The following is a 19,075-nucleotide window of genomic DNA, read 5'->3' as shown; positions in this document are numbered from 1 at the left end:
GGAGTTCGAGCTGATCAGTGCTGGCCATACCTTTCTGGATTGAGACGCCGCATTTCCCCCTCGATCCAGTCCTGAACCTTCTGGTTCAGTTCGTCGGGGGAGAGTCCCTTGGATTCTATCGCGGGACCGATGGAGACGGTAATCAGGCCCGGATATTTCACGAAGGCATTGCGGCGCCAGCATTCGCCGGCATTGTGCGCCACCGGGATGACGCGCGCGCCGGTGCGCGAAGCCAGCAGCGCGCCGCCCATCTTGAAGCGGCCGGTCTTGCCGGGCGGAACCCGGGTGCCCTCGGGAAACAGCAGCGGCCAGCGGCCTTCGTCCAGGCGGGTCTGGCCTTGCTTGACGACCTGATCGAAGGCGTCGCGGCCTTTGGCGCGGTCGATCGGGATCATGCGCAGCAGCGCCAGGCCCCAGCCGAAGAACGGCACCATGTGCAGTTCCCGCTTGTAGACGAAGCAGACTTCGCGCGGCATGTGGGCGGGGAAGAACAGCGTTTCCCAGGCCGACTGGTGCTTGGACAGCAGCACTGCGGGACCATCGGGCAGGTTTTCCCAGCCCTTGACCTGCCAGCGGATGCCGCAGAAGAAGCGCGCGCCCCAGATGGCCAGGCGCGGCCAGCCTACGGTCAGCTTGTAGCGCCAATGCAGCGGCAGCGGCGCCCACAGAATGCAGGCGAAGGCGTAGGGAATGACCGTGATGGCCAGGAACAGGAAGTACAGCAGTGAACGTAGCCGGGCCATCGGATCAATGGTCCTGCAGCAAAGTGTCGACCACGGCCGACAGATCGTCGCACACGCGGGTGTTGTCGGGCAGGCCGCCCTTGGCCAGCGTTTTCTTGCCGTTGCCCGTCAGCACCAGCCAGGGCGAGCAGCCGACCGACGACGAAGCCTGCAGGTCGCGCAGCGAGTCGCCCACCGCCGGCACGCCGGCCAGGTCGACGTCGTAGCGGTGGCCGATCTGTTCGAACATGCCGGGCTTGGGCTTGCGGCAGGAGCAGTTGTCGTCCGGGCCGTGCGGGCACATGAAGACCGCGTCGATGCTGCCGCCCGCGGCGGCCAGCTCGCGGCGCATCTTGGTGTGGATGGCGGTCAGCGTGTCCATGTCGAACAGGCCGCGCGCCAGGCCCGACTGGTTGGTGGCGACCACCACCTTCCAGCCCGCCTGCGTCAGCCGGGCGATGGCGTGCAGGCTGCCGGGCAGGGCAATCCATTCGTCGGGATTCTTGACGAACGAATCGCTGTCCTGGTTGATGACGCCGTCGCGGTCTAGGATGATGAGTTTCACTGTGCCAGCCTGGAGATGTCAGCGACCTGGTTCATCAAGCCATGCAGCTGGCTCAGCAGGGCCAGCCGGTTGGCGCGCACGGCCGGGTCTTCGGCCATGACCATGACGTCGGCGAAGAACGCGTCCACGGGCTCGCGGACCTGGGCCAGCGTGCTCAGGCTGCCGGTGAAGTCGCCGGCGGCGAGTTGCGCCTCGGCCTTCGGGCGCAGCGCGGACACGGCGGCGGCCAGGGCCTTTTCGGCCGGTTCCACCAGCGCGGCGTCGTTCACGGCGCCGATTTCGCCTTCGGCCTTCTTGAGCAGGTTGCCGATACGTTTGTTGGCGGCGGCCAGGCTGGCGGCCTCGGGCAGTTGCGCGAACGCGGCGGCGGCGCGCACGCGCCCGGCCACCTGGTGCAGCGGCGGAGTCAGCGCGATCACGGCTTCGACGGCATTGCGGTCGAACTCATTGATCAGCTGGTTGCGGTAGCGCTCGTAGATGAAGGCGCGGACTTCGGACAGCGTGTCGGCGGGGATCTTGCCGGCGGGGAAGGTACCCGCCGCCAGTTCCAGCAGGCCGTCCAGCGAAAGCGGGCCGGCCTCGCTGATCTTGAGCCAGCCGCCCGCGGCCAGTTGCTCGAAGGCGCTGATCAGGCCCAGCGCGGCGCGGCGCAGGCCGAAGGGGTCGCGTTCGCCGGTAGGCGCCAGGCCGATGGCCCAGATGCCGACCATGGTTTCCACGCGCTCGGCGATGAACAGGATGGCCGCGGTCAGCGTGTCGGCGGTGACCGGCGCGTCGTAGCGGTTGCGGTACTGGGTGCGCAGGGCCTGCACCACGCTGTCGGGCTCGCCGTCGCCGGCCGCGTAGTAGGCTCCCATGACGCCTTGCAGCTCGGGGAATTCGCCCACCATGTTCGAACCCAGGTCGGCCTTGGCCAGCATGGCCGCGCGATCAGCGGCGGAGACGTCGCCGCCCAGCTGTTCGGCCACGCCGCGGGCGATGGCGCGCACGCGCTCCACGCGTTCAAGCTGGGTGCCCAGCTTGTTGTGATAGACGATGCTGCCCAATTGCTCGACGCGCGCCGCCAGCGGAATCTTGCGGTCGGTTTCGAAGAAGAACTGCGCATCGGCCAGGCGCGGGCGCACCACGCGCTGGTTGCCTTCGACGATGTTCACCGGATTGTCGGTGTGCATGTTGCTGACGATCAGGAAACGGTGCGTCAGGCGGCCGCTGGCCGGATCGAACAGCGGGAAGTACTTCTGGTTCAGGCGCATGGTCAGGATCAGGCATTCCTGCGGCACTTGCAGGAACTGCTCTTCGAACTGGCCCACGTAGACGGTGGGGTGTTCGACCAGGGCCGTGACTTCGTCCAGCAGCGCGGCCACTTCGGGATCGTCGCCCAGGGTGGCGTTGAGGCGGCCGGCGTGGTCCAGCAGCTGGCGCTGGATCTCGTCGCGGCGGCCTTCGAACGAGGCCATCACGCGGCCCTTTTCGGCCAGGGTGGCGGCATAGGCGTCGGCGTCGGCGAAGGACACGGGACCCGCGCTCATGAAGCGGTGGCCCAGCGTGTCGCGGCCGGCGGCCAGGCCCAGCGCGGATACCGGCACCACGTCGGCGCCGAACAGCGCGACCAGGCCGTGCGCCGGGCGCACGAACTTGACGGAGGTGACGCCGTCGGCCAACTGGTAGCGCATGACCTTGGGGATGGGCAGGCCGTTGATGGCGGCGTCGACGCCTTCCTGCAGACCGGCGGCCAGTTGGGCGCCGGGGGCGGTGCCGCGCGCGACCAGGTAATCCTGCTTGCCGTCGGACTCGCGTTCCAGGGTCGCCAGGTCGATGTTTTCCAGGCCCTTGGCGGCCAGCTTCTTTTGCAGCGCGGGCGTGGCCTTGCCGTCATCGGTCAGGCCGATCGTCACGGGCATCAGCTTTTCGGCGTAGGGCTGGTCCGGCGCCTGCGCCAGCACGGCGGACAGGTGCACGGCCAGGCGGCGCGGCGTGGAATAGGCGGTCACGGCGCAGCCGGCGGCCAGCAGGCCGTGGCGCTCCAGCGTGGCGCGCACGCCTTCGGCAAAGGCCTGGCCCAGCTTTTGCAGGGCCTTGGGCGGAAGTTCTTCGGTCAGCAGTTCGACCAGCAGCGGGCGGATGTTCGTCGTCATTTATGCTGCCTCCCCGGCGGCCTTGTCGCGGCCCAGCATGGGAAAGCCCAGTCGTTCGCGGGAATCGTAATAGGCCTGCGCGACGGCGCGCGACAGGTTGCGGATGCGGCCGATGTAGGCGGCGCGCTCGGTGACGCTGATCGCGCCGCGCGCGTCCAGCATGTTGAACGTGTGCGCGGCCTTCAGCGCGGCCTCGTAGGCGGGCAGCGCCAGCGGCACTTCCATCAGGCGCTTGGCCTCGGCTTCGTAGTCATTGAAGTGCGAGAACAGCATCTCGGCCGACGAATGTTCGAAGTTGTAGGTGGACTGTTCCACTTCGTTCTGGTGGAACACGTCGCGGTACAGCACGCGGTTGCCGTTGGCGCCTTCGGTCCAGACCAGGTCGTAGACGCTTTCGACGTCCTGCAGGTACATGGCCAGGCGTTCCAGGCCGTAGGTGATTTCGCCGGTGGTCGGCGTGCAGTCCAGGCCGCCCACTTGCTGGAAGTAGGTGAACTGGGTGACTTCCATGCCGTTGAGCCAGACTTCCCAGCCCAGGCCCCAGGCGCCGAGCGTGGGGTTTTCCCAGTCGTCCTCGACGAAGCGGATGTCGTGCTGGGCCGGGTCGATGCCCAAGGCTTTGAGCGAACCGATGTACAGGTCCAGGATTTCCGGGGGCGCAGGCTTGAGCACGACCTGGTATTGGTAGTAGTGCTGCAGGCGGTTGGGGTTTTCGCCGTAGCGGCCGTCCTTGGGGCGGCGCGAGGGCTGCACATAGGCCGCGCGCCAGGGCTCCGGGCCGATCGCGCGCAGGAACGTGGCGGTATGCGAGGTACCGGCGCCGACTTCCATGTCGTAGGGCTGCAGCAGGGCGCAACCCTGCTTGTCCCAGTATTCCTGGAGCGTAAGGATGATTTGCTGAAAGGTGAGCATAGGATTCTTGGAATTCGGCCGCCGGGCTAGGCTTGCCCTGGGCGTGGGAAACCCGACATTTTAACTGGCCTGGGGCGCGCCGGCTTCCGAAGGCGGGGCGGACGGTTACATCTAGGCCTGCGGGGCGGCTCGTTGGGGGACAGTGTGCCGCTGGTGGACGCCTCGCGGGCCTCGCCCTGCGCCTGCAAACCAATGATCGTATGATTCGAGGTTGCGTACCAAGTCTTATATAAAACCCGGAACCCGATTCCGAGAATTCCCGGAAGGAGCAGTCCCATGTCAGACCTGATCAAGGTAGAAGTCACCGACGGCATCCAGATCATCACGATCAACCGTCCCGAGGCCAAGAACGCCATCAACCTGGAAACCGCGCAGGCCCTGGCCGCGGCGCTGGACCAGCTGGACAGCCGCGACGACATCCGCATCGGCATCCTGACGGGCGGCGGCGGCACGTTTTCGTCGGGCATGGACTTGAAGGCCTTCGCCAAGTCGGGGCAGCGTCCCTACGTGGAAGGCCGCGGTTTCGCCGGCCTGAACGAACGGCCTCCCAAGAAGCCGCTGATTGCCGCGGTGGAAGGCTATGCGCTGGCCGGCGGCTGCGAAATGGCGCTGGCGTCCGACCTGATCGTGGCGGCCAGCAATGCCAAGTTCGGCCTGCCGGAAGTCAAGCGCGGCCTGGTGGCCGGCGCTGGCGGCATGCTGCGCCTGCCGCGCCGCCTGCCGTACCACATCGCCATGGAAGTGATCCTGACGGGCGAAATGCTGACGGCCGAGCGCGCCTATTCCTTCGGCCTGGTCAACCGCATCACCGAGCCGGGCGCTGCCCTGGCCGGCGCGCTGGAACTGGCCCGCGCCATCGTCGAGAACGGCCCGCTGGCGGTGCAGACCGCCAAGAGCGTGGTTGCGCAGTCGGGCGACTGGGACCAGGCCAGCATGTTCGACCAGCAGCGTCCGCTGATTGCGCACATTTTTTCGTCGGCCGACGCTAAGGAAGGCGCCACGGCTTTCGCCGAGAAGCGCAAGCCCGTCTGGCAAGGGAAATAAAATAGGCTTCAAGCACCCGCGCGCGGCCGGTTCTGCCGGCCGCGTTTTCACGTTATCCATCTACACCCGCATATCGCCATGTCCGTCATCATTAAAGAAGAAGACTTCATCCAGTCGATAGCCGATGGCATCCAGTTCATCAGCTACTACCATCCCGTCGACTACATCCGCCACCTGGCCCGCGCCTACGAGCGCGAGGAAAGCCCCGCCGCGCGCGACGCGATGGCGCAGATCCTGACCAATTCGCGCATGTGCGCCGAAGGCAAGCGTCCGCTGTGCCAGGACACGGGCATCGTCAACGTGTTCCTGAAGGTCGGCATGGGCGTGCGTTTCGAGACCAAGCGCACGCTGCAGGAACTCTGTGATGAAGGTGTGCGCCGCGGTTATCTGAACCCGGACAATCCTTTGCGCGCCTCGGTGCTGGACGATCCGCTGTTCGCGCGCAAGAACACGCGCGACAACACGCCCTGTATCCTGCACGTCGAGCTTGTCCCGGGCGACAAGGTCGATGTGCAAGTGGCTTCGAAGGGCGGCGGTTCGGAAAACAAGTCCAAGTTCGCGATGCTGAACCCGAGCGATTCGCTGGTGGACTGGGTGCTGAAGACGGTGCCGACGATGGGCGCCGGCTGGTGTCCGCCGGGCATGCTGGGCATTGGCGTCGGCGGCACGGCCGAGAAGGCGATGCTGATGGCCAAGCAGTCGTTGATGGAGGACATCGACATGTACGAGCTGCTGGCCCGCGGCCCGCAGAACAAGCTGGAAGAGCTGCGCATCGAGCTGTATGAGAAGGTCAACGCGCTGGGTATCGGCGCGCAGGGCCTGGGCGGCCTGACGACGGTGCTGGATGTGAAGATCAGTACGTTCCCGACGCATGCGGCGTCCAAGCCGGTGGCGATGATCCCGAACTGTGCGGCTACGCGTCATGCGCATTTCGAGCTGGATGGCTCGGGTCCGGCGCGCCTGGATCCGCCGTCGCTGTCGGAGTGGCCGGAAGTGCATTGGGCGCCGGACTACAACAAGTCGAAGCAGGTGGACCTGAATACGCTGACGAAGGAAGAAGTGGCCAGCTGGAAGCCGGGTCAGACCTTGCTGCTGTCGGGCAAGATGCTGACGGGCCGCGATGCGGCTCACAAGCGTATCCAGGATATGCTGGCCAAGGGCGAGCCGCTGCCGGTGGATTTCAAGAACCGGGTCATTTACTACGTGGGTCCGGTGGATCCGGTGCGCGACGAAGTGGTCGGCCCGGCGGGTCCCACGACGGCCACGCGCATGGATAAGTTCACGGACATGATGCTGGAGCAGACGGGCCTGATCGCGATGATCGGCAAGTCGGAGCGCGGGCCGGTGGCGATCGAGTCGATCAAGAAGCACAACTCGGCTTATCTGATGGCTGTGGGCGGCGCGGCGTACCTGGTGTCGAAGGCGATTCGTGGCGCGAAGGTGCTGGGTTTTGCGGACCTGGGCATGGAAGCCATCTATGAGTTCGACGTGAAGGACATGCCGGTGACCGTGGCGGTTGACGCTCAGGGTACCTCTGTCCATACCACGGGTCCCAAGGAATGGCAGGCCAAGATCGGGAAGATTCCGGTCGCTGTGGCTTGATTCCACTGATTGTCATGGCCTGGTTTGACGGGCCTTGAAAAAGACGGCTGCCGGGTGACGGTGGCCGTTTTTTTTTGAGGGGTTCTGGCTTCGGGGAGTTCCTCGTTTCGTAGGCCGCCCGTCGTCGCGGGCGCCTGGGTGGCGAGCGCCCACGATTGCGGTCCGGAGCCTTCGCTCCGGACTGCCCCTTCGTCATCTTCGTCCCCGCCTGCGGCGGCTCCTTCAGATTCCCTCGGGCGCATCGAGGTTGCTCGCCACCCAGGCGCCCGCGACGACGGGCTACGAGTGTCGTGGACTGGCGCGCTACTGGAGCCGTGGTCGGGGAAGAGGCTTGTGTTGCCCGTCATTTCCGGCCGCGCGGGCGGCCGGAAATGACATACGTGATTAATTTGAATGTGATGGTGCTTGCAGTGCGGCGCGGAACGCGGCGATCTCCTCCGGTGTCTTGCCCAACACCTCGCGTAGCACTTCTTCCGTGTGCTCGCCAAGCAGCGGCGGCGCGCGGCGGTACTCGACGGGCGAGGCCGACAGCCGCAACGGGCTGGCCGTCACTGCCGCCACGCCGCCGGCCGGATGCGGCAGATCGCGGCGCAGCTGCCGCGCTTGCGCTTGCGGATGGGCCTGGGCCTGCGCGATATCGTTGATGGGGCCGCAGGGCACGCCCACGGCCTCCAGTTTGGCGATCCAGTCGTCGCGCTTGCCCTGGTGCATGATCTCGGTCAGCAGGCCGACCAGCAGCTCGCGGTTGGCCAGGCGCATGCGGTTGGTGGCGAAACGGGGATCGTCGCCCAGTTCGGGCGCGCCGATGGCGCGGCAGTACGCGCGATACTGCGATTCGTTGCCGGTGGCGACGATCAGGTGGCCGTCGCTGGCGGCGAACACCTGGTAGGGCACGACATTCTGGTGCGCGTTGCCGGCACGCTGGGGCGCGACGCCGGAGTTGAAGTAGTTGGAGTTCTGGTTGGCCAGCATGGCGACGTGGCTGTCCAGCAGGGCGATGTCCAGGTGCTGGCCCAGGCCGCTGTTGTGGCGCTCCTGCAAGGCGGCCAGGATCGCGACGGTGGCGTACATGCCGGTGATGATGTCGGTCACCGCCACGCCGGCCTTTTGCGGGCCGCCGCCGGGCAGGTCGTCGCGTTCGCCGGTGATGCTCATCAGGCCGCCCAGGCCCTGGATCATGAAGTCGTAGCCGGGGTGCTGCGCGTAGGGGCCGTTCTGGCCGAAGCCGGTGACCGAGCAATAGATCAGGCGCGGGTTGATCTGTTTGAGGCTGTCGTAGTCCAGGCCGTATTTGGCGAGGCCGCCGACCTTGAAGTTTTCGACCAGGATGTCGCTGGCGGCCGCCAGTTCGCGGATCAGCGCGGCGCCTTGGGGGGTGGCCATGTCGGCCTCTACTGAGCGCTTGTTGCGGTTGGCGCTGAGGTAGTAGGCGGATTCCTCGGTGTCGCGGCCGTCGCCGTCTTTCAGGAAGGGCGGGCCCCAGGCGCGCGTGTCGTCGCCTACGCGGGGACGTTCGATCTTGATGACGTCGGCGCCCAGGTCGGCGAGGTTTTGCGTGCACCAGGGGCCGGCCAGGATGCGCGAGAGGTCCAGCACCCGGATGCCGGTCAAGGCGGGCGGGCGCGTCATGGCTTGAGCTCCGCGGTGCCGTGGCTCAACACGACTATATTGCGTTCCAATGCGCGGGCCAGGAAGCGGATCTGGCCGTCGGGCAGGCGCCAGATGTCGCATTGCAGGGTTTCGCCGGGATACACCGGCGCGGAGAAGCGCGTGTTCAGGCTGACGAGGCGCGAGGCGTCGTAGCCGCAGCAGCTTTTGACGATGGCGTGCGCCACTACGCCGTAGGTGCACAACCCGTGCAGGATGGGTTTGGGATAGCCGGCCTGGCGCGCGACCTCGGGGTCTGCGTGCAGCGGATTGCGGTCGGCGTTCAGCCGGTACAGCAGGGCCGCGTTGGCGGGAATGCGGATTTCGCAGCGCAGGTCCGGTTCGCCGTCGGGCGCGGCGGGCAGGGCGGTGGGGCTGTCGTCTCCTGGTCCGAAGCCGCCGTCGCCGCGGCAGAAGGTGCTTTGCCGCAGGGTGGCGAGGCAGGCACCGTCCTCGCCGTGCAAGGTGCGTTCGGTGATGATGATGGCGCCCTTGTCGGCGCCTTTGTCGATCACATGCGTGTTGCGGGTCTTGCCCGTGACCACGCCCGCCGGCGGCAAGGGCGCATGCATGGTCAGCCGCTGTTCGCCGTGCACCGCGCGGACCCAGTCGATGCCGGCACGCGGATCCTGGACCCAGAAGCCGGGATAACCGAGCACCACGCTCATGGTGGGGAAGGACTGCAGGCCCTTTTCGTACACGTAGCGCAGCTGGCCGGCGTCTTCGGGGTCCTGGCCCAGGCCGATGCCCAGCGCGTACAGCATGCTGTCTTTCTCGTCGTAGCGCTGGCGCACGTCGTCGAAGCGCCAGTTCTTTACGGTTGCATAGTCCAGTGGCATGGCGGCCTCAGATGGGGTCCCAGTCGATCACGTCGGGCGAACGCTCCAACGCGTAGAAGTGCTTGCGCATGGCGGGCACCGCGATCTCGGCGATGCGCTCGGGCGTCCAGCCTTCGCCGTGATGTACGGTGCGCAGCGGACGCGGCTGGCTCATCAGCATGATCTCGTTGGCGCGCACCGCGAAGATCTGTGCGGTGACCTCGCTGGCGGCGTCGCTGGCCAGGTAGACGGCCATGGGCGCGACCTTGCCGGCTTCCATCTTCTTCAGCTTTTCGACGCGGGCCTTTTCCTCATCTGTTTCGGCGGGGATGGAGCTGGTCATGCGGCTCCAGGCGAACGGCGCTATGCAGTTGGAGCGGACGTTGTAGCGCGCCATGTCCAGCGCGATGGATTTCGACAGGGCCACGATGCCCAGCTTGGCCGCGGCGTAGTTGGCCTGGCCAAAATTTCCGATCAGTCCGGACGTGGAGGTCATGTGCACGAATGCGCCGGACTCCTGTTCGCGGAAGTAGGGCGCCGCCGCGCGGCTCATGAAGAAGGAGCCGTTCAGGTGCACGCCCAGCACCTGGCTCCATTCCTCTTCGCTCATCTTGTGGAAAACCCGGTCGCGCAGATTGCCGGCATTATTGACCACGGCGTCGATGCGGCCAAAGGCATCGATCGCGGTCTGTACGCAGCGGCTGGCGCTGTCGTAGGCGGCCACGCTGTCGGTGTTGGCGACGGCCTGGCCACCCGCTGCCACGATCTCTTTGACGACCGCTTGCGCCGGGCCTTCGGCGCCGCCTTCGCCGGTGAGCGAGACGCCGATGTCGTTCACGACCACCTTGGCGCCGGCCTGCGCCATGGCCAGCGCAATGCTGCGGCCGATGCCGCCGCCCGCGCCGGTAACGATCACTACTTTTCCGGAAACCATGCCGCTCATTGAAGTTGACTCCTGTGCTGCGGCGCGCGCGCCGTGTGGAAAACAGTTCCGCATCAAACGCCCTGGTTCGAGGGGATGCACCATGGTAGATTCGACGAGGCATGCGAAGAATTCAAAATTAGATATGCCCCCCTTCTGCGTGGTGGAACATGAGACACGATCTGACGGACCTGCGTTTGTTTCTGAACGTGGGGGAAACACTCAATCTGACCCGGGCTGCCGAGCGCACCTTCCTGTCCCTGCCGGCAGCGAGCGCGCGGGTGAAGAACATGGAAGAGGCCTTCAAGGCCAGGCTGCTGGTGCGCATGGCCACGGGCGTGGCGCTGACGCCGGCGGGCGAAGTGCTGCTCAAGCATGCGAATGCCGTGTTCCGGCAGCTGGAATGCCTGAACGCGGACCTGCAGCCCTACGCCAGCGGCTTGAAGGGACGCCTGCGCCTATTGGCCAACACCACGGCCACCAATTCCTTCCTGGCCGATGCGCTGTCCACGTTTCTTGCGGAAAACCCTGATGTGGACGTGGAGCTGGAAGAAAAAATTTCCGGCGATATCGTCATTGCCATACGCGCAGGTCAGGGAGATCTGGGACTGGTGGCGGGCAATATCGATGTGTCCGGCCTGGACGTCACGCCGCTGTTCCGCGATGAGCTCACCGTGGTGACGTCGCTGGATCATCCGCTGGCTGCCTCCGAGTCCGCGCATTTCGCTGACCTGCTGGACGCGTACCAGTTCGTCGGCATCCATCCCGACAGCGCCATCCAGACCTTCCTGGAAGACATCGCCAGCGGCCTGGGCAAGCGCATCTGCCAGCGCGTGCACGTGGGCAGCTTCGAGGCCGTGTGCCGCATGGTGGAGGCGGGCGCGGGGATCGCGGTGGTGCCGCGCGCCTGCGCCGCGCGCTACAGCCGCCCGGATGCGCTGCACGTGCTCAAGCTGGACGACCCCTGGGCGCTGCGCGACCGCCTGCTGTGCCGTCAGCGCGGACGCGATCTGCCCAGTTTCGCGGAATGCTTCATCGGACACGTGCAGCGCGCGGCGCGCGGCCTGTAGCGCGTCCCGAAGAGGGGCTTTTGCAAATATGTAGCGGCGGCTCCGCCGGTTCGGCAAATAATAAAAAAGGCGTCAGGCAGCAGTCCTAGAGCTTGGCCGCCCATAAAACCGAGAACCAGGAGACTGCCGTGACCGATCTACTACGCCGCCGCGCCATTGCGGGGCTGGGCGCTGCATGCGCCGCCGCCGCGCTGCCTGCGCTGTTCCCCTCCATCGCCCGCGCCGCCGCCTGGCCGGCGCATGCCGTGAACTTCATCGTGCCATTTCCCGCAGGCGGACCGGTGGACACGACTGCGCGCTTCACCACGCAGCCGCTGGGTCAACTCTGGTCGGTGCCCACGGTGGTGGACAACAAGTCGGGCGCGGGTGGCATCGTGGGCGCGCAGTTCGCGGCCAAGGCCGAGCCCGACGGCTACAACTACTTCTTCGCCTCCATCCATCACGCAGTGTTGCCCAGCCTGCGGGGCAATCTGAGCTACGACATCACCCGGGACTTCGTGCCGGTCGGCATGGCGGCGGTCTTCCCCATCGTGCTGGTGGTGAACGCGGCGCTGCCCGTGAATTCGGTGAGCGAACTGATCGCCTATGCCAAGGCGAACCCGGGCAAGCTGTCGTTCAGCTCGTCGGGCACGGGCGGCGGCACGCATCTGGCCGGCGAGCTCTTCAATGCCATGGCAGGCGTGCGCATCCAGCACGTGCCATATCGCGGCAGCGCGCCCGCCATGCAGGACCTGCTGGGCGGACAGGTGCAGGTGATGTTTGCAGACGGTCCTTCCGCCGTGCCGCATCTGAAGGGCGGCAAGGTGCGCGCCTTGGGCGTGGGCAATCCCGCGCGTTCCAGCATGCTGCCGGACGTGCCGACCATCGCCGAGGCGGGCCTGCCGGGCTACGAGGCCTACTCGTGGAGCGGCGTGATGGCGCCCAAAGGCACGCCGCCCGATATCGTGAAGCGCGTGAATGCGGACCTGGTGCGGGTGCTGTCGGATCAGGCCACCGCGCAGGGCATGATCGCCGCGGGCGCCGAGCCCAAACCCGGCACCCCCGAGCAATTCGGCGAGTTCGTGCGCGACGAAATCGCGAAGTGGCGCGACGTCATCAAGACGGCCAACATCAAGCTGGACTAGAGTCGAAGCAGGGCCTCGCGCGCGCCGTGGTATTCGGCTTCCAGTTGATCGACCAGCATCGCGGTCGGCAGGACCTCCTGCGCCGCGCCCACGCCCTGGCCCGCGCTCCACACATCTTTCCAGGCCTTGGGCCGGGAACTCTTGTCCATGTTGGCGGGCGGGGCGATGCCATTCCTGGCGAGCTCCAGAGGATCCAGGCCCGCGGCCTGGATGCTGGCCGACAGATAGTTCGCGGGCACGCCCGAGAAGTAGGGGGTGTAGGTGACGTCCGCGGCTTGCGCCTGCAGCACCATTTCGCGATAGGCGTCGCCGGCCAGCGATTCCTGGGTGGCGATGAAGCGCGTGCCCATGTAGGCGAAGTCGCAGCCCAGCACCTGCGCGGCCAGGATGTCCTTGCCGTGGCTGATACAGCCGGACAGCGCCAGCGGGCCGTCGTAGAAGGCGCGGATTTCGTTGACCAGCGCGATCGGATTGATCTGGCCGGCATGGCCGCCTGCGCCTGCCGCCACCAGGATCAGGCCGTCGACGCCGGCGTCCAGCGCGCGCTGGGCATGCCGCACGTTGGTGACGTCATGGAACACCAGGCCGCCGTAGCCGTGCGCGGCCGCCACCACGGCTTCGGGCGCATGCAGCGAGGTGATGATGAGCGGCACGCGCCGTTCGGCGCAGATGGCCAGGTCGCCCTGCCAGCGCGGATTGCTGGGGTGGACGATCAGGTTGACGCCGTAGGGCGCGATGCGGGCGCCGGGCGCGGCCTGGCGTCTGGCGGCCAGGCCGTCTTCGATGCGGGTGAGCCAGTCGTGGAGCTGTTCCTGCGGACGGGCGTTGAGCGAGGGGAAGGTGCCGATGATCCCCGCCGCGCATTGCGCCACCACCAGGTCCGGTCCGGAGACCAGGAACATGGGGGCGCCGATGACGGGCAGGCGGGTTTGGGCGTGCAGCGCGAGCGGGGGATTCATCTGGATGCTCCGGGGGGTCAGTTGGCCTGGATGTTGGCGCTCTGGATGACGTCGGACCACAGGGCGTATTCACGATCGATGCGTGATTGCAGGGCCTTGGAGTCGCCGGTGTTGATGGTGTAGCCGCCGTCGGTCATGGCCTGGCGGAAGGCGGGATCGCTGGAGACCTCGTTCAACGCGCGGGTCAGGCGGGCCGCCACGGCGTCGGGCAGCTTCTTCGGGCCCACCAGCGCGTACCATCCCACCACCTCGTAGTCCTTCATGCCGGCTTCGACCATGGTGGGTACGTCGGGCAGTTCGGGATTGCGGGTCTTGGAGGTGACCGCCAGGGCGCGGGCCTTGCCGCTCTTGATGAACGGTATGGCCGTGCTGGTGATGTCGAACATGAAGGTGATCTTGCCGCTGATCACGTCCACCATGGCCGGCGAGTTGCCCCTGTAGGGGACGTGCAGCATGGGCGCGCCTGCCTGCTTTTTCAGCAGTTCCGCCGACAGGTGGTTGGAGGCGCCGATGCCGGCCGAGCCGAAGGACACGGCGTCGGGATGGGCGCGCGCGTAGGTGACCAGTTCGCTGACGTTCTTGGCGGGAATTTGCGGGCCGATCAGCAGGACGTTGGCGTAGTCCACTACCAGTCCTATCAGCGAGAAGTCCTTGCGCGGATCGAACAGCGTGCTGCGCTGGACCAGCGGCGACATGGTGAGGGTGGGGCTGGCGGCGAAGCCCAGCATGTAGCCGTCCGGCGGGGCCTTGGCGGTGGCGTCCGAGGCGATCATGCCGCTCGCGCCGGCGCGGTTCTCCACCACCACGGGCTGGCCCAGCTTGTCGCCCAGGTACTTGGCGAAGACGCGGGCGGTGGTGTCCACGGGGCCGCCGGGGGCATAGCCCACCAGCAGCCGGATGGGGCGTTCGGGATAGGCGTCCGCCTGGGCGCTAGCGGCCGTGGCGAGCGCCGCCGCGGCGGCGGCTGCGGTGAGCAGGGTCTTGATGTTCACGCTGTTGTCTCCTTGTGGGTAAGTGGCGGGTCGTGCAGCGGAACAGCGGGGCCGCGGCTACGCCAGCCTTTCTTTCAGCGGCTGCTTGAGGATCTTGCCGCTGACGGTCGTGGGAATGGTGTCGATGGGGATGATGCGGGCGGGCCGCTTGTACGGCGCCAGTTGCGCGCGCAGATGCAGCATCAGCAGGTTGGTGTCCACCGTGGCGCCGGGCAGGGGCTCGACGAAGGCGATGACTTCCTCGTTCTGGTCGGCGGTGGCGCGGCCCACCACGGCCGACAGGCGCACGCCGGGGAAGGCGTTGATGACCGATTCGACTTCCAGCGGATAGACGTTGAAGCCGGAGCGGATGATCAGGTCCTTGGAGCGGCCCGCGATGTACAGCGCGCCGTGCTCGTCGACGTAGCCGATGTCGCCGGTGTTGAGCCAGCCGCCGGGCAGCAGCGCCTGCGCGGTCTGTTCAGGGCTGCGGTAGTAGCCCAGCATGACGCCCGGGCCGCGGATCAGGATGTCGCCGCGCTCGCCGGGCGCGGGCGTGCCGCTGTCCGGACTGCCGATGCGCATCTCCACGCCTTCGACCGCGTGGCCGGCCGAGCAGTCGCCGCGCGGCGCATCGATGCGGGTGACGAACATGGAGCCCGCGTATTCGGTGATGCCGTAGCCGTGATGCATGGCGACGCCGAAATAGCGCTCGGCGTCGCGCTTGAGCGTGGGGTCCAATGCGGCGCCGCCCGTGTACAGATAGCGCAGGGCCGGCGCCCGCAGTTCCGCGCGCGGCGGCGCCACGGCCATCATGCGGCTGAACATGGTCGGCACGCCTTGGAGGATGCTGACGCCGGGATGGGCCAGGGCCTTGAAAGCGTCCGCGGCGTCGAAGCGGCTGCGCAGCACCAGGCTGGCGCCGGCATGCACCGTGGCCATCAGCACGGTGGCGATGCCGAAGATGTGCGACATGGGCAACGCGGCGTAGCCGATGTCCTGCGGCGTCAGGCGGCGCGAGGCCGCGGAGACGCGCGCGAAATGCAGCAGGCCGCGATGCGGCACCAGGACGCCCTTGGGCGCGCCCGTGGTGCCGGACGTGTAGATCACGGTGGCCACTTCAGCGGCCGTATCTCCTGTCTCGGCCTGCGTGGGGCCGTCCGCCCTGGCAGCCTGCACGCCTGGTCCCCAGACGTCCGGATCGGCGTCAGCGGCGCCCGCGTGTTCGGCGTGAGCCGCGGCGGCGGGCGAGATGCCGCTGGTGTAGAGCAGCAGTTCAGGCTGCGCATGGCTGCGGATGGCGTCGATCTCGCGCGTGGACAGGCGCGCATTGACGCCCACCGGCCAGGCGCCCGCCACGCTGCAGGCGAACAACGCGGCGATCATGGCCGCGCAGTTTTCACCCGCGATCAGGACGCGGTGTCCCGGACGCACGCCCTGGCTTTCCAGCCAGGCGGCCGCGGCTTGCACGCGGCGCCAGAACTGCGCGTAGCTCAGCTTGCCGCCGCCTTCCTCGTGCAGGAAGGTGGCGTCGGGCCGTTGCCCGGCCTGCTGGGCCAGCAATTGATGGATGCGGGTAAGAGGGGCTGCCGGAGACATGGTTGCGTCGTTCAAAGCGTGGCCTGGGTGCCCAGGATGGCCGTGGATTGGCTGGACAGGGTGCCGCCGTTGCCGTGCACCAGGGCCAGGTGCGCGTCGGCGACCTGGCGCACGCCGCATTCGCGGCGCAGTTGGCGGACGGCCTCGATCATGATGAAGACGCCGTACATGCCGGGATGCACGCAGCACAGCCCGCCGCCGTTGGTGTTGACCGGCAGCGTGCCGCCCGGAGCGATGGCGCCTCCGGCGATGAAATCCTTGCTTTCGCCCTTGGCGCAGAAGCCCAGGTCTTCCAGGAACAGCAGGGTGTTGATGGTGAAGGCGTCGTACAGCTCCACCACGTCGATGTCCTTGGGCGCCACGCCTGCCATGTCGAAGGCCCGTTTGCCGGATTCGGCGGCGGCGGTCACGGTCAGGTCTTCCATGGATGAGATCTGGCGGTTCCAGACCGCGGTGGCGTTGCCCAGCACGTAGACCGGCGGGCGCGGCAGGTCGCGGGCGCGCTCGGCGCGCACCAGTACGTAGGCGCCCGCGCCGTCGGTGACCAGGCAGCAGTCGCGCACGCTGAGCGGGTCGGACACCATGCGGGCCGAGAGAATCTGGTCCAGCGTGGCGGGCTCGCGCAATTGCGCTTCGGGGTTCAGCTGGGCCCATTGGTTGGCGGCCAGCGCCACCTGCGCCAGGTGCTCGCGGCGCGTGCCGTACTGATGCATATGGCGCGCGGCGGCCAAGGCATAGGACGACAGGGGGCTCAGTGGCTCATAAGGCGTTTCGTAGGGCTGCGGATCGAACTGCTTGCGGACCCGACCGATCTCGGCGCGGCTCAGGGTGGAGGTGCGCTGCGTGCTGCCGTAGCAGACCAGCACCGCGTTGCACTGGCCGGAGGCCAGCGCATGCAGCGCCGGCAGCAGGTGCGCGACGAAGCTGGAGCCGCCCAGCATGGTGCTGTCGATGAATGTCGGACGGATGCCCAGATGTTCGATCACCGGCATGGCCCACATGGGCGCGGCCACGCTGGCGGTGCAGATGCCGTCGATGTCGCGCATGGAGAGGCCGGCGTCCGCGACCGCGCGCTGCGCGGCCTGCACCAGGATTTCCATTTCGGTGTAGCCGGTGGCCTGGCCCAGGCCCGCGTGGCCCACGCCCGCCACCGCCACGGCGCCGCGCAGATCGTTCAGCGTCATGGCGTCTCCTTGTTGGGAACGAAGACCACCAGGCCGTGACCGGCCTGCTGCGTTACCTGCGCGCGCACCGCCATGCCGATATGCACGGCGTCGGGCGCCACGCCTTCCACCCGGCTCATCAGCCTGACGCCTTCCCGCAGGTCGATCAGCGCCACGTTGTAGTCGCCGCCCGCCTCGGGCTTGCGGTGCACCACGGTGGTGGAGTAGACCTCGCCGCGCCCGTCGGGCGCGGTCCAGGCGAGCTTGTCCGCGCCGCAATGGGGGCAGATCATGCGGGGATAGAACACCGCGCGGTCACAGCCGGCGCAATGCTGGATGAGGAAGCGGCCTTGGTCCAGCGCCTGGCGGTACTGCGCTTCGACGCCTTGCGGCGCGGCGGCCTGGTGATCGGGAACGGTCATGATGCCTACGGGTTCCAGTGGATGACGCTTGCAAGTGTCGGCACTGGCGGCGGGTTCGGCCATTCTTCATTGCTGAAGCTGGCCTTCTGCCGGCCCGTAGTGCGGCGCCCTATGTCCAGCGCGAAGCCCGTCTTCGGAAGAGGCAGATTGTCCGGCGCGCCGGGCCGTGGCTAGATACCGGAAAAGGAGCCCGACCATGAACCTGACCTGGACGCCGCAAGAGCGGCTATTCCGCGAAGAAGTGCGCGCCTTTGCCACGGACAAGCTGCCGCGGGACATCCGCGACAAGGTGCTGCGGCACCAGCGGCTGGAGCGCGACGACTATGTGCGCTGGCACAACATCCTGGCCGACCAGGGCTGGGGCGCGCCGAACTGGCCCGTCGAACATGGCGGCACCGGCTGGAACGCCTTGCAGCGTTTGATCTTCGAGGTGGAATGCTTCAAGGCTGGCGCGCCGCGCCTGTTGCCCTTCGGCTTGTCCATGATCGGTCCGGTCCTGATGAAGTACGGCAGCGCCGAACAGCAGGCCAGCCTCTTGCCGCGCATCATCCGCGTCGAGGACTGGTGGTGCCAGGGCTATTCCGAGCCCGGCTCGGGGTCCGACCTTGCCTCGCTCTCGACCCGCGCGGTGCGCGATGGCGACGACTACATCGTCAACGGCCAGAAGACCTGGACCACCCTGGCGCAGTACGCCGACTGGATGTTCTGCCTGGTCCGCACCGACCCCGAGGCCCGTGCGCAGCGCGGTATTTCGATGCTGCTGCTGGACATGCGTACGCCGGGCGTGACCGTGCGCCCGATCCGCACGCTGGACGGCGGACACGACGTGAACGAGGTCTGGCTGGAGAACGTGCGCGTGCCGGCGGCCAATCTGGTGGGCGTGGAGAACCAGGGCTGGACCTACGCCAAGTATCTGCTGGGCCACGAGCGCACCGGCATCGCGGGCCTGGGCCATTGCCACCGCGAACTGGGCATCCTCAAACGCATGGCCGCGGACGCGAGTTCCCGCGGCAAGCCGCTGCTGTCGGACAGCCGGTTCCGCGACCGCATTTCGCGCGTCGAGGTCGACATCATGGCCCTGGAAATGCTGCTGCTGCGCGTGGCGTCCAGCAACGACGGCACGCCGGGGCCGGAAGCCTCGGTGTTGAAGATCCGCGGCTCCGAGATCCAGCAGGACCTGGCGATGTTGCAAATGGAGGTGGCGGGGCCGGATGCCTGGCCCTATGACCCCGACTGGCTGGAGGCCGGCAACGGCTTCAGCGGTCCCGGGCCGGAGATGGCGGCCGCGGCCGGCGCGGGCTATGCCGATATGCGCAAGACCTCGATCTACGGCGGCACCACCGAAGTGCAGAAGGGCATCATCGCCCGCCTGGTGCTGGGCCTGTAGGCCCGGTCTCGCG

General features: G+C 67.3%; 17 protein-coding genes. 5 read left to right on the top strand and 12 right to left on the bottom strand.

What is annotated here, in order from left to right; genetic code table 11:
* Nucleotides 1–14 precede the first annotated feature (14 nt).
* Genes IPU70_RS31940 through glyQ form a run of 4 tightly spaced genes read right to left on the bottom strand, consistent with a single transcriptional unit; the run spans nt 15 to nt 4,334 of the window.
* Nucleotides 15–743, bottom strand: coding sequence for a 1-acyl-sn-glycerol-3-phosphate acyltransferase (locus IPU70_RS31940; protein ID WP_207473774.1), 729 nt, complete (start codon nt 741–743; stop codon nt 15–17).
* A 4-nt stretch (nt 744–747) separates the two neighbouring features.
* Nucleotides 748–1,287 (bottom strand): D-glycero-beta-D-manno-heptose 1,7-bisphosphate 7-phosphatase, encoded by a 540-nt coding sequence (gene gmhB / locus IPU70_RS31935; RefSeq protein WP_207473766.1) that lies wholly within the window; start codon nt 1,285–1,287, stop codon nt 748–750.
* Nucleotides 1,284–3,422: a glycine--tRNA ligase subunit beta gene (glyS, locus tag IPU70_RS31930; protein WP_207473764.1), complete on the bottom strand. Its 2,139-nt coding sequence runs from the start codon at nt 3,420–3,422 to the stop codon at nt 1,284–1,286. The genes gmhB and glyS overlap by 4 nt, the downstream gene beginning before the upstream one ends.
* Nucleotides 3,423–4,334 carry a glycine--tRNA ligase subunit alpha gene (glyQ, locus tag IPU70_RS31925; RefSeq protein WP_013391618.1) on the bottom strand — a complete coding sequence of 304 codons (912 nt, stop codon included), beginning with the start codon at nt 4,332–4,334 and terminating at the stop codon, nt 3,423–3,425.
* A gap of 276 nt (nt 4,335–4,610) precedes the next feature.
* On the opposite strand from glyQ, the gene IPU70_RS31920 reads away from it, so the two are divergent.
* Both IPU70_RS31920 and IPU70_RS31915 read left to right on the top strand, forming a co-directional pair.
* Nucleotides 4,611–5,378 (top strand): crotonase/enoyl-CoA hydratase family protein, encoded by a 768-nt coding sequence (locus IPU70_RS31920; protein WP_013391619.1) that lies wholly within the window; start codon nt 4,611–4,613, stop codon nt 5,376–5,378.
* 78 nt (nt 5,379–5,456) lie between these two features.
* Nucleotides 5,457–6,980, top strand: a complete 1,524-nt coding sequence (locus tag IPU70_RS31915; protein WP_054457515.1) for a fumarate hydratase — start codon at nt 5,457–5,459, stop codon at nt 6,978–6,980.
* 384 nt (nt 6,981–7,364) lie between these two features.
* Here IPU70_RS31915 and IPU70_RS31910 read toward each other — a convergent pair whose 3' ends face one another.
* The 3 genes from IPU70_RS31910 to IPU70_RS31900 are packed head-to-tail and all read right to left on the bottom strand — an operon-like array spanning nt 7,365 to nt 10,388.
* Nucleotides 7,365–8,609, bottom strand: coding sequence for a CaiB/BaiF CoA-transferase family protein (locus IPU70_RS31910; protein ID WP_207473762.1), 1,245 nt, complete (start codon nt 8,607–8,609; stop codon nt 7,365–7,367).
* Entirely contained in the window at nt 8,606–9,466 is an 861-nt protein-coding gene (locus IPU70_RS31905) for a MaoC family dehydratase (protein WP_207473760.1), read from the bottom strand. Before IPU70_RS31905 ends, IPU70_RS31910 begins: the two co-directional genes overlap by 4 nt.
* A gap of 7 nt (nt 9,467–9,473) precedes the next feature.
* Complete coding sequence (locus IPU70_RS31900; RefSeq protein WP_207473758.1) at nt 9,474–10,388, bottom strand: SDR family NAD(P)-dependent oxidoreductase; 915 nt, start codon at nt 10,386–10,388, stop codon at nt 9,474–9,476.
* Nucleotides 10,389–10,537: 149 nt separating this feature from the next.
* On the opposite strand from IPU70_RS31900, the gene IPU70_RS31895 reads away from it, so the two are divergent.
* Together IPU70_RS31895 and IPU70_RS31890 are read left to right on the top strand one after the other, a co-directional pair.
* Nucleotides 10,538–11,437, top strand: a complete 900-nt coding sequence (locus tag IPU70_RS31895; protein WP_013391624.1) for a LysR family transcriptional regulator — start codon at nt 10,538–10,540, stop codon at nt 11,435–11,437.
* Between the two features lie 128 nt (nt 11,438–11,565).
* Nucleotides 11,566–12,561, top strand: coding sequence for a tripartite tricarboxylate transporter substrate binding protein (locus IPU70_RS31890; protein ID WP_207473750.1), 996 nt, complete (start codon nt 11,566–11,568; stop codon nt 12,559–12,561).
* Here the strand turns inward: IPU70_RS31890 and IPU70_RS31885 are convergent.
* Genes IPU70_RS31885 through IPU70_RS31865 form a run of 5 tightly spaced genes read right to left on the bottom strand, consistent with a single transcriptional unit; the run spans nt 12,558 to nt 17,675 of the window.
* Nucleotides 12,558–13,520 (bottom strand): nitronate monooxygenase family protein, encoded by a 963-nt coding sequence (locus IPU70_RS31885; RefSeq protein WP_207473743.1) that lies wholly within the window; start codon nt 13,518–13,520, stop codon nt 12,558–12,560. The genes IPU70_RS31890 and IPU70_RS31885 overlap by 4 nt on opposite strands.
* A 17-nt stretch (nt 13,521–13,537) precedes the next feature.
* Entirely contained in the window at nt 13,538–14,512 is a 975-nt protein-coding gene (locus IPU70_RS31880; protein WP_013391627.1) for a tripartite tricarboxylate transporter substrate binding protein, read from the bottom strand.
* A gap of 57 nt (nt 14,513–14,569) precedes the next feature.
* On the bottom strand, nt 14,570–16,090 hold the full coding sequence (locus tag IPU70_RS31875; RefSeq protein ID WP_207473741.1) for a class I adenylate-forming enzyme family protein: 1,521 nt from the start codon (nt 16,088–16,090) through the stop codon (nt 14,570–14,572).
* A gap of 11 nt (nt 16,091–16,101) precedes the next feature.
* Nucleotides 16,102–17,274 carry a thiolase gene (locus IPU70_RS31870; protein WP_207473738.1) on the bottom strand — a complete coding sequence of 391 codons (1,173 nt, stop codon included), beginning with the start codon at nt 17,272–17,274 and terminating at the stop codon, nt 16,102–16,104.
* A complete protein-coding gene (locus IPU70_RS31865) occupies nt 17,271–17,675 on the bottom strand; it encodes a Zn-ribbon domain-containing OB-fold protein (protein WP_207473783.1) in 405 nt (134 codons plus the stop codon). The genes IPU70_RS31870 and IPU70_RS31865 overlap by 4 nt, the downstream gene beginning before the upstream one ends.
* A 196-nt stretch (nt 17,676–17,871) precedes the next feature.
* Here IPU70_RS31865 and IPU70_RS31860 point away from each other — a divergent pair, with 196 nt between their 5' ends.
* The gene (locus IPU70_RS31860; RefSeq protein ID WP_207473736.1) at nt 17,872–19,062 is read left to right on the top strand and encodes an acyl-CoA dehydrogenase family protein; all 1,191 of its coding nucleotides are present in this window, start codon (nt 17,872–17,874) and stop codon (nt 19,060–19,062) included.
* Nucleotides 19,063–19,075 lie beyond the last annotated feature (13 nt).

This window comes from Achromobacter sp. SD115, assembly GCF_017355315.1.
GTDB lineage: Bacteria > Pseudomonadota > Gammaproteobacteria > Burkholderiales > Burkholderiaceae_B > Achromobacter > Achromobacter xylosoxidans_B.
Note: the sequence above shows the minus strand (reverse complement) of the source record. Positions and strands in the feature narration are given on the sequence as shown.

Coding starts and splice junctions, on each gene's coding strand:
- IPU70_RS31940 (WP_207473774.1), bottom strand. CDS start 743: ATGGCCCGGCTACGTTCACTGCTGTACTTCCTGTTCCTGGCCATCACG.
- glyS (WP_207473764.1), bottom strand. CDS start 3,422: ATGACGACGAACATCCGCCCGCTGCTGGTCGAACTGCTGACCGAAGAA.
- glyQ (WP_013391618.1), bottom strand. CDS start 4,334: ATGCTCACCTTTCAGCAAATCATCCTTACGCTCCAGGAATACTGGGAC.
- IPU70_RS31920 (WP_013391619.1), top strand. CDS start 4,611: ATGTCAGACCTGATCAAGGTAGAAGTCACCGACGGCATCCAGATCATC.
- IPU70_RS31915 (WP_054457515.1), top strand. CDS start 5,457: ATGTCCGTCATCATTAAAGAAGAAGACTTCATCCAGTCGATAGCCGAT.
- IPU70_RS31910 (WP_207473762.1), bottom strand. CDS start 8,609: ATGACGCGCCCGCCCGCCTTGACCGGCATCCGGGTGCTGGACCTCTCG.
- IPU70_RS31905 (WP_207473760.1), bottom strand. CDS start 9,466: ATGCCACTGGACTATGCAACCGTAAAGAACTGGCGCTTCGACGACGTG.
- IPU70_RS31900 (WP_207473758.1), bottom strand. CDS start 10,388: ATGAGCGGCATGGTTTCCGGAAAAGTAGTGATCGTTACCGGCGCGGGC.
- IPU70_RS31895 (WP_013391624.1), top strand. CDS start 10,538: ATGAGACACGATCTGACGGACCTGCGTTTGTTTCTGAACGTGGGGGAA.
- IPU70_RS31885 (WP_207473743.1), bottom strand. CDS start 13,520: ATGAATCCCCCGCTCGCGCTGCACGCCCAAACCCGCCTGCCCGTCATC.
- IPU70_RS31875 (WP_207473741.1), bottom strand. CDS start 16,090: ATGTCTCCGGCAGCCCCTCTTACCCGCATCCATCAATTGCTGGCCCAG.
- IPU70_RS31870 (WP_207473738.1), bottom strand. CDS start 17,274: ATGACGCTGAACGATCTGCGCGGCGCCGTGGCGGTGGCGGGCGTGGGC.
- IPU70_RS31865 (WP_207473783.1), bottom strand. CDS start 17,675: ATGACCGTTCCCGATCACCAGGCCGCCGCGCCGCAAGGCGTCGAAGCG.
- IPU70_RS31860 (WP_207473736.1), top strand. CDS start 17,872: ATGAACCTGACCTGGACGCCGCAAGAGCGGCTATTCCGCGAAGAAGTG.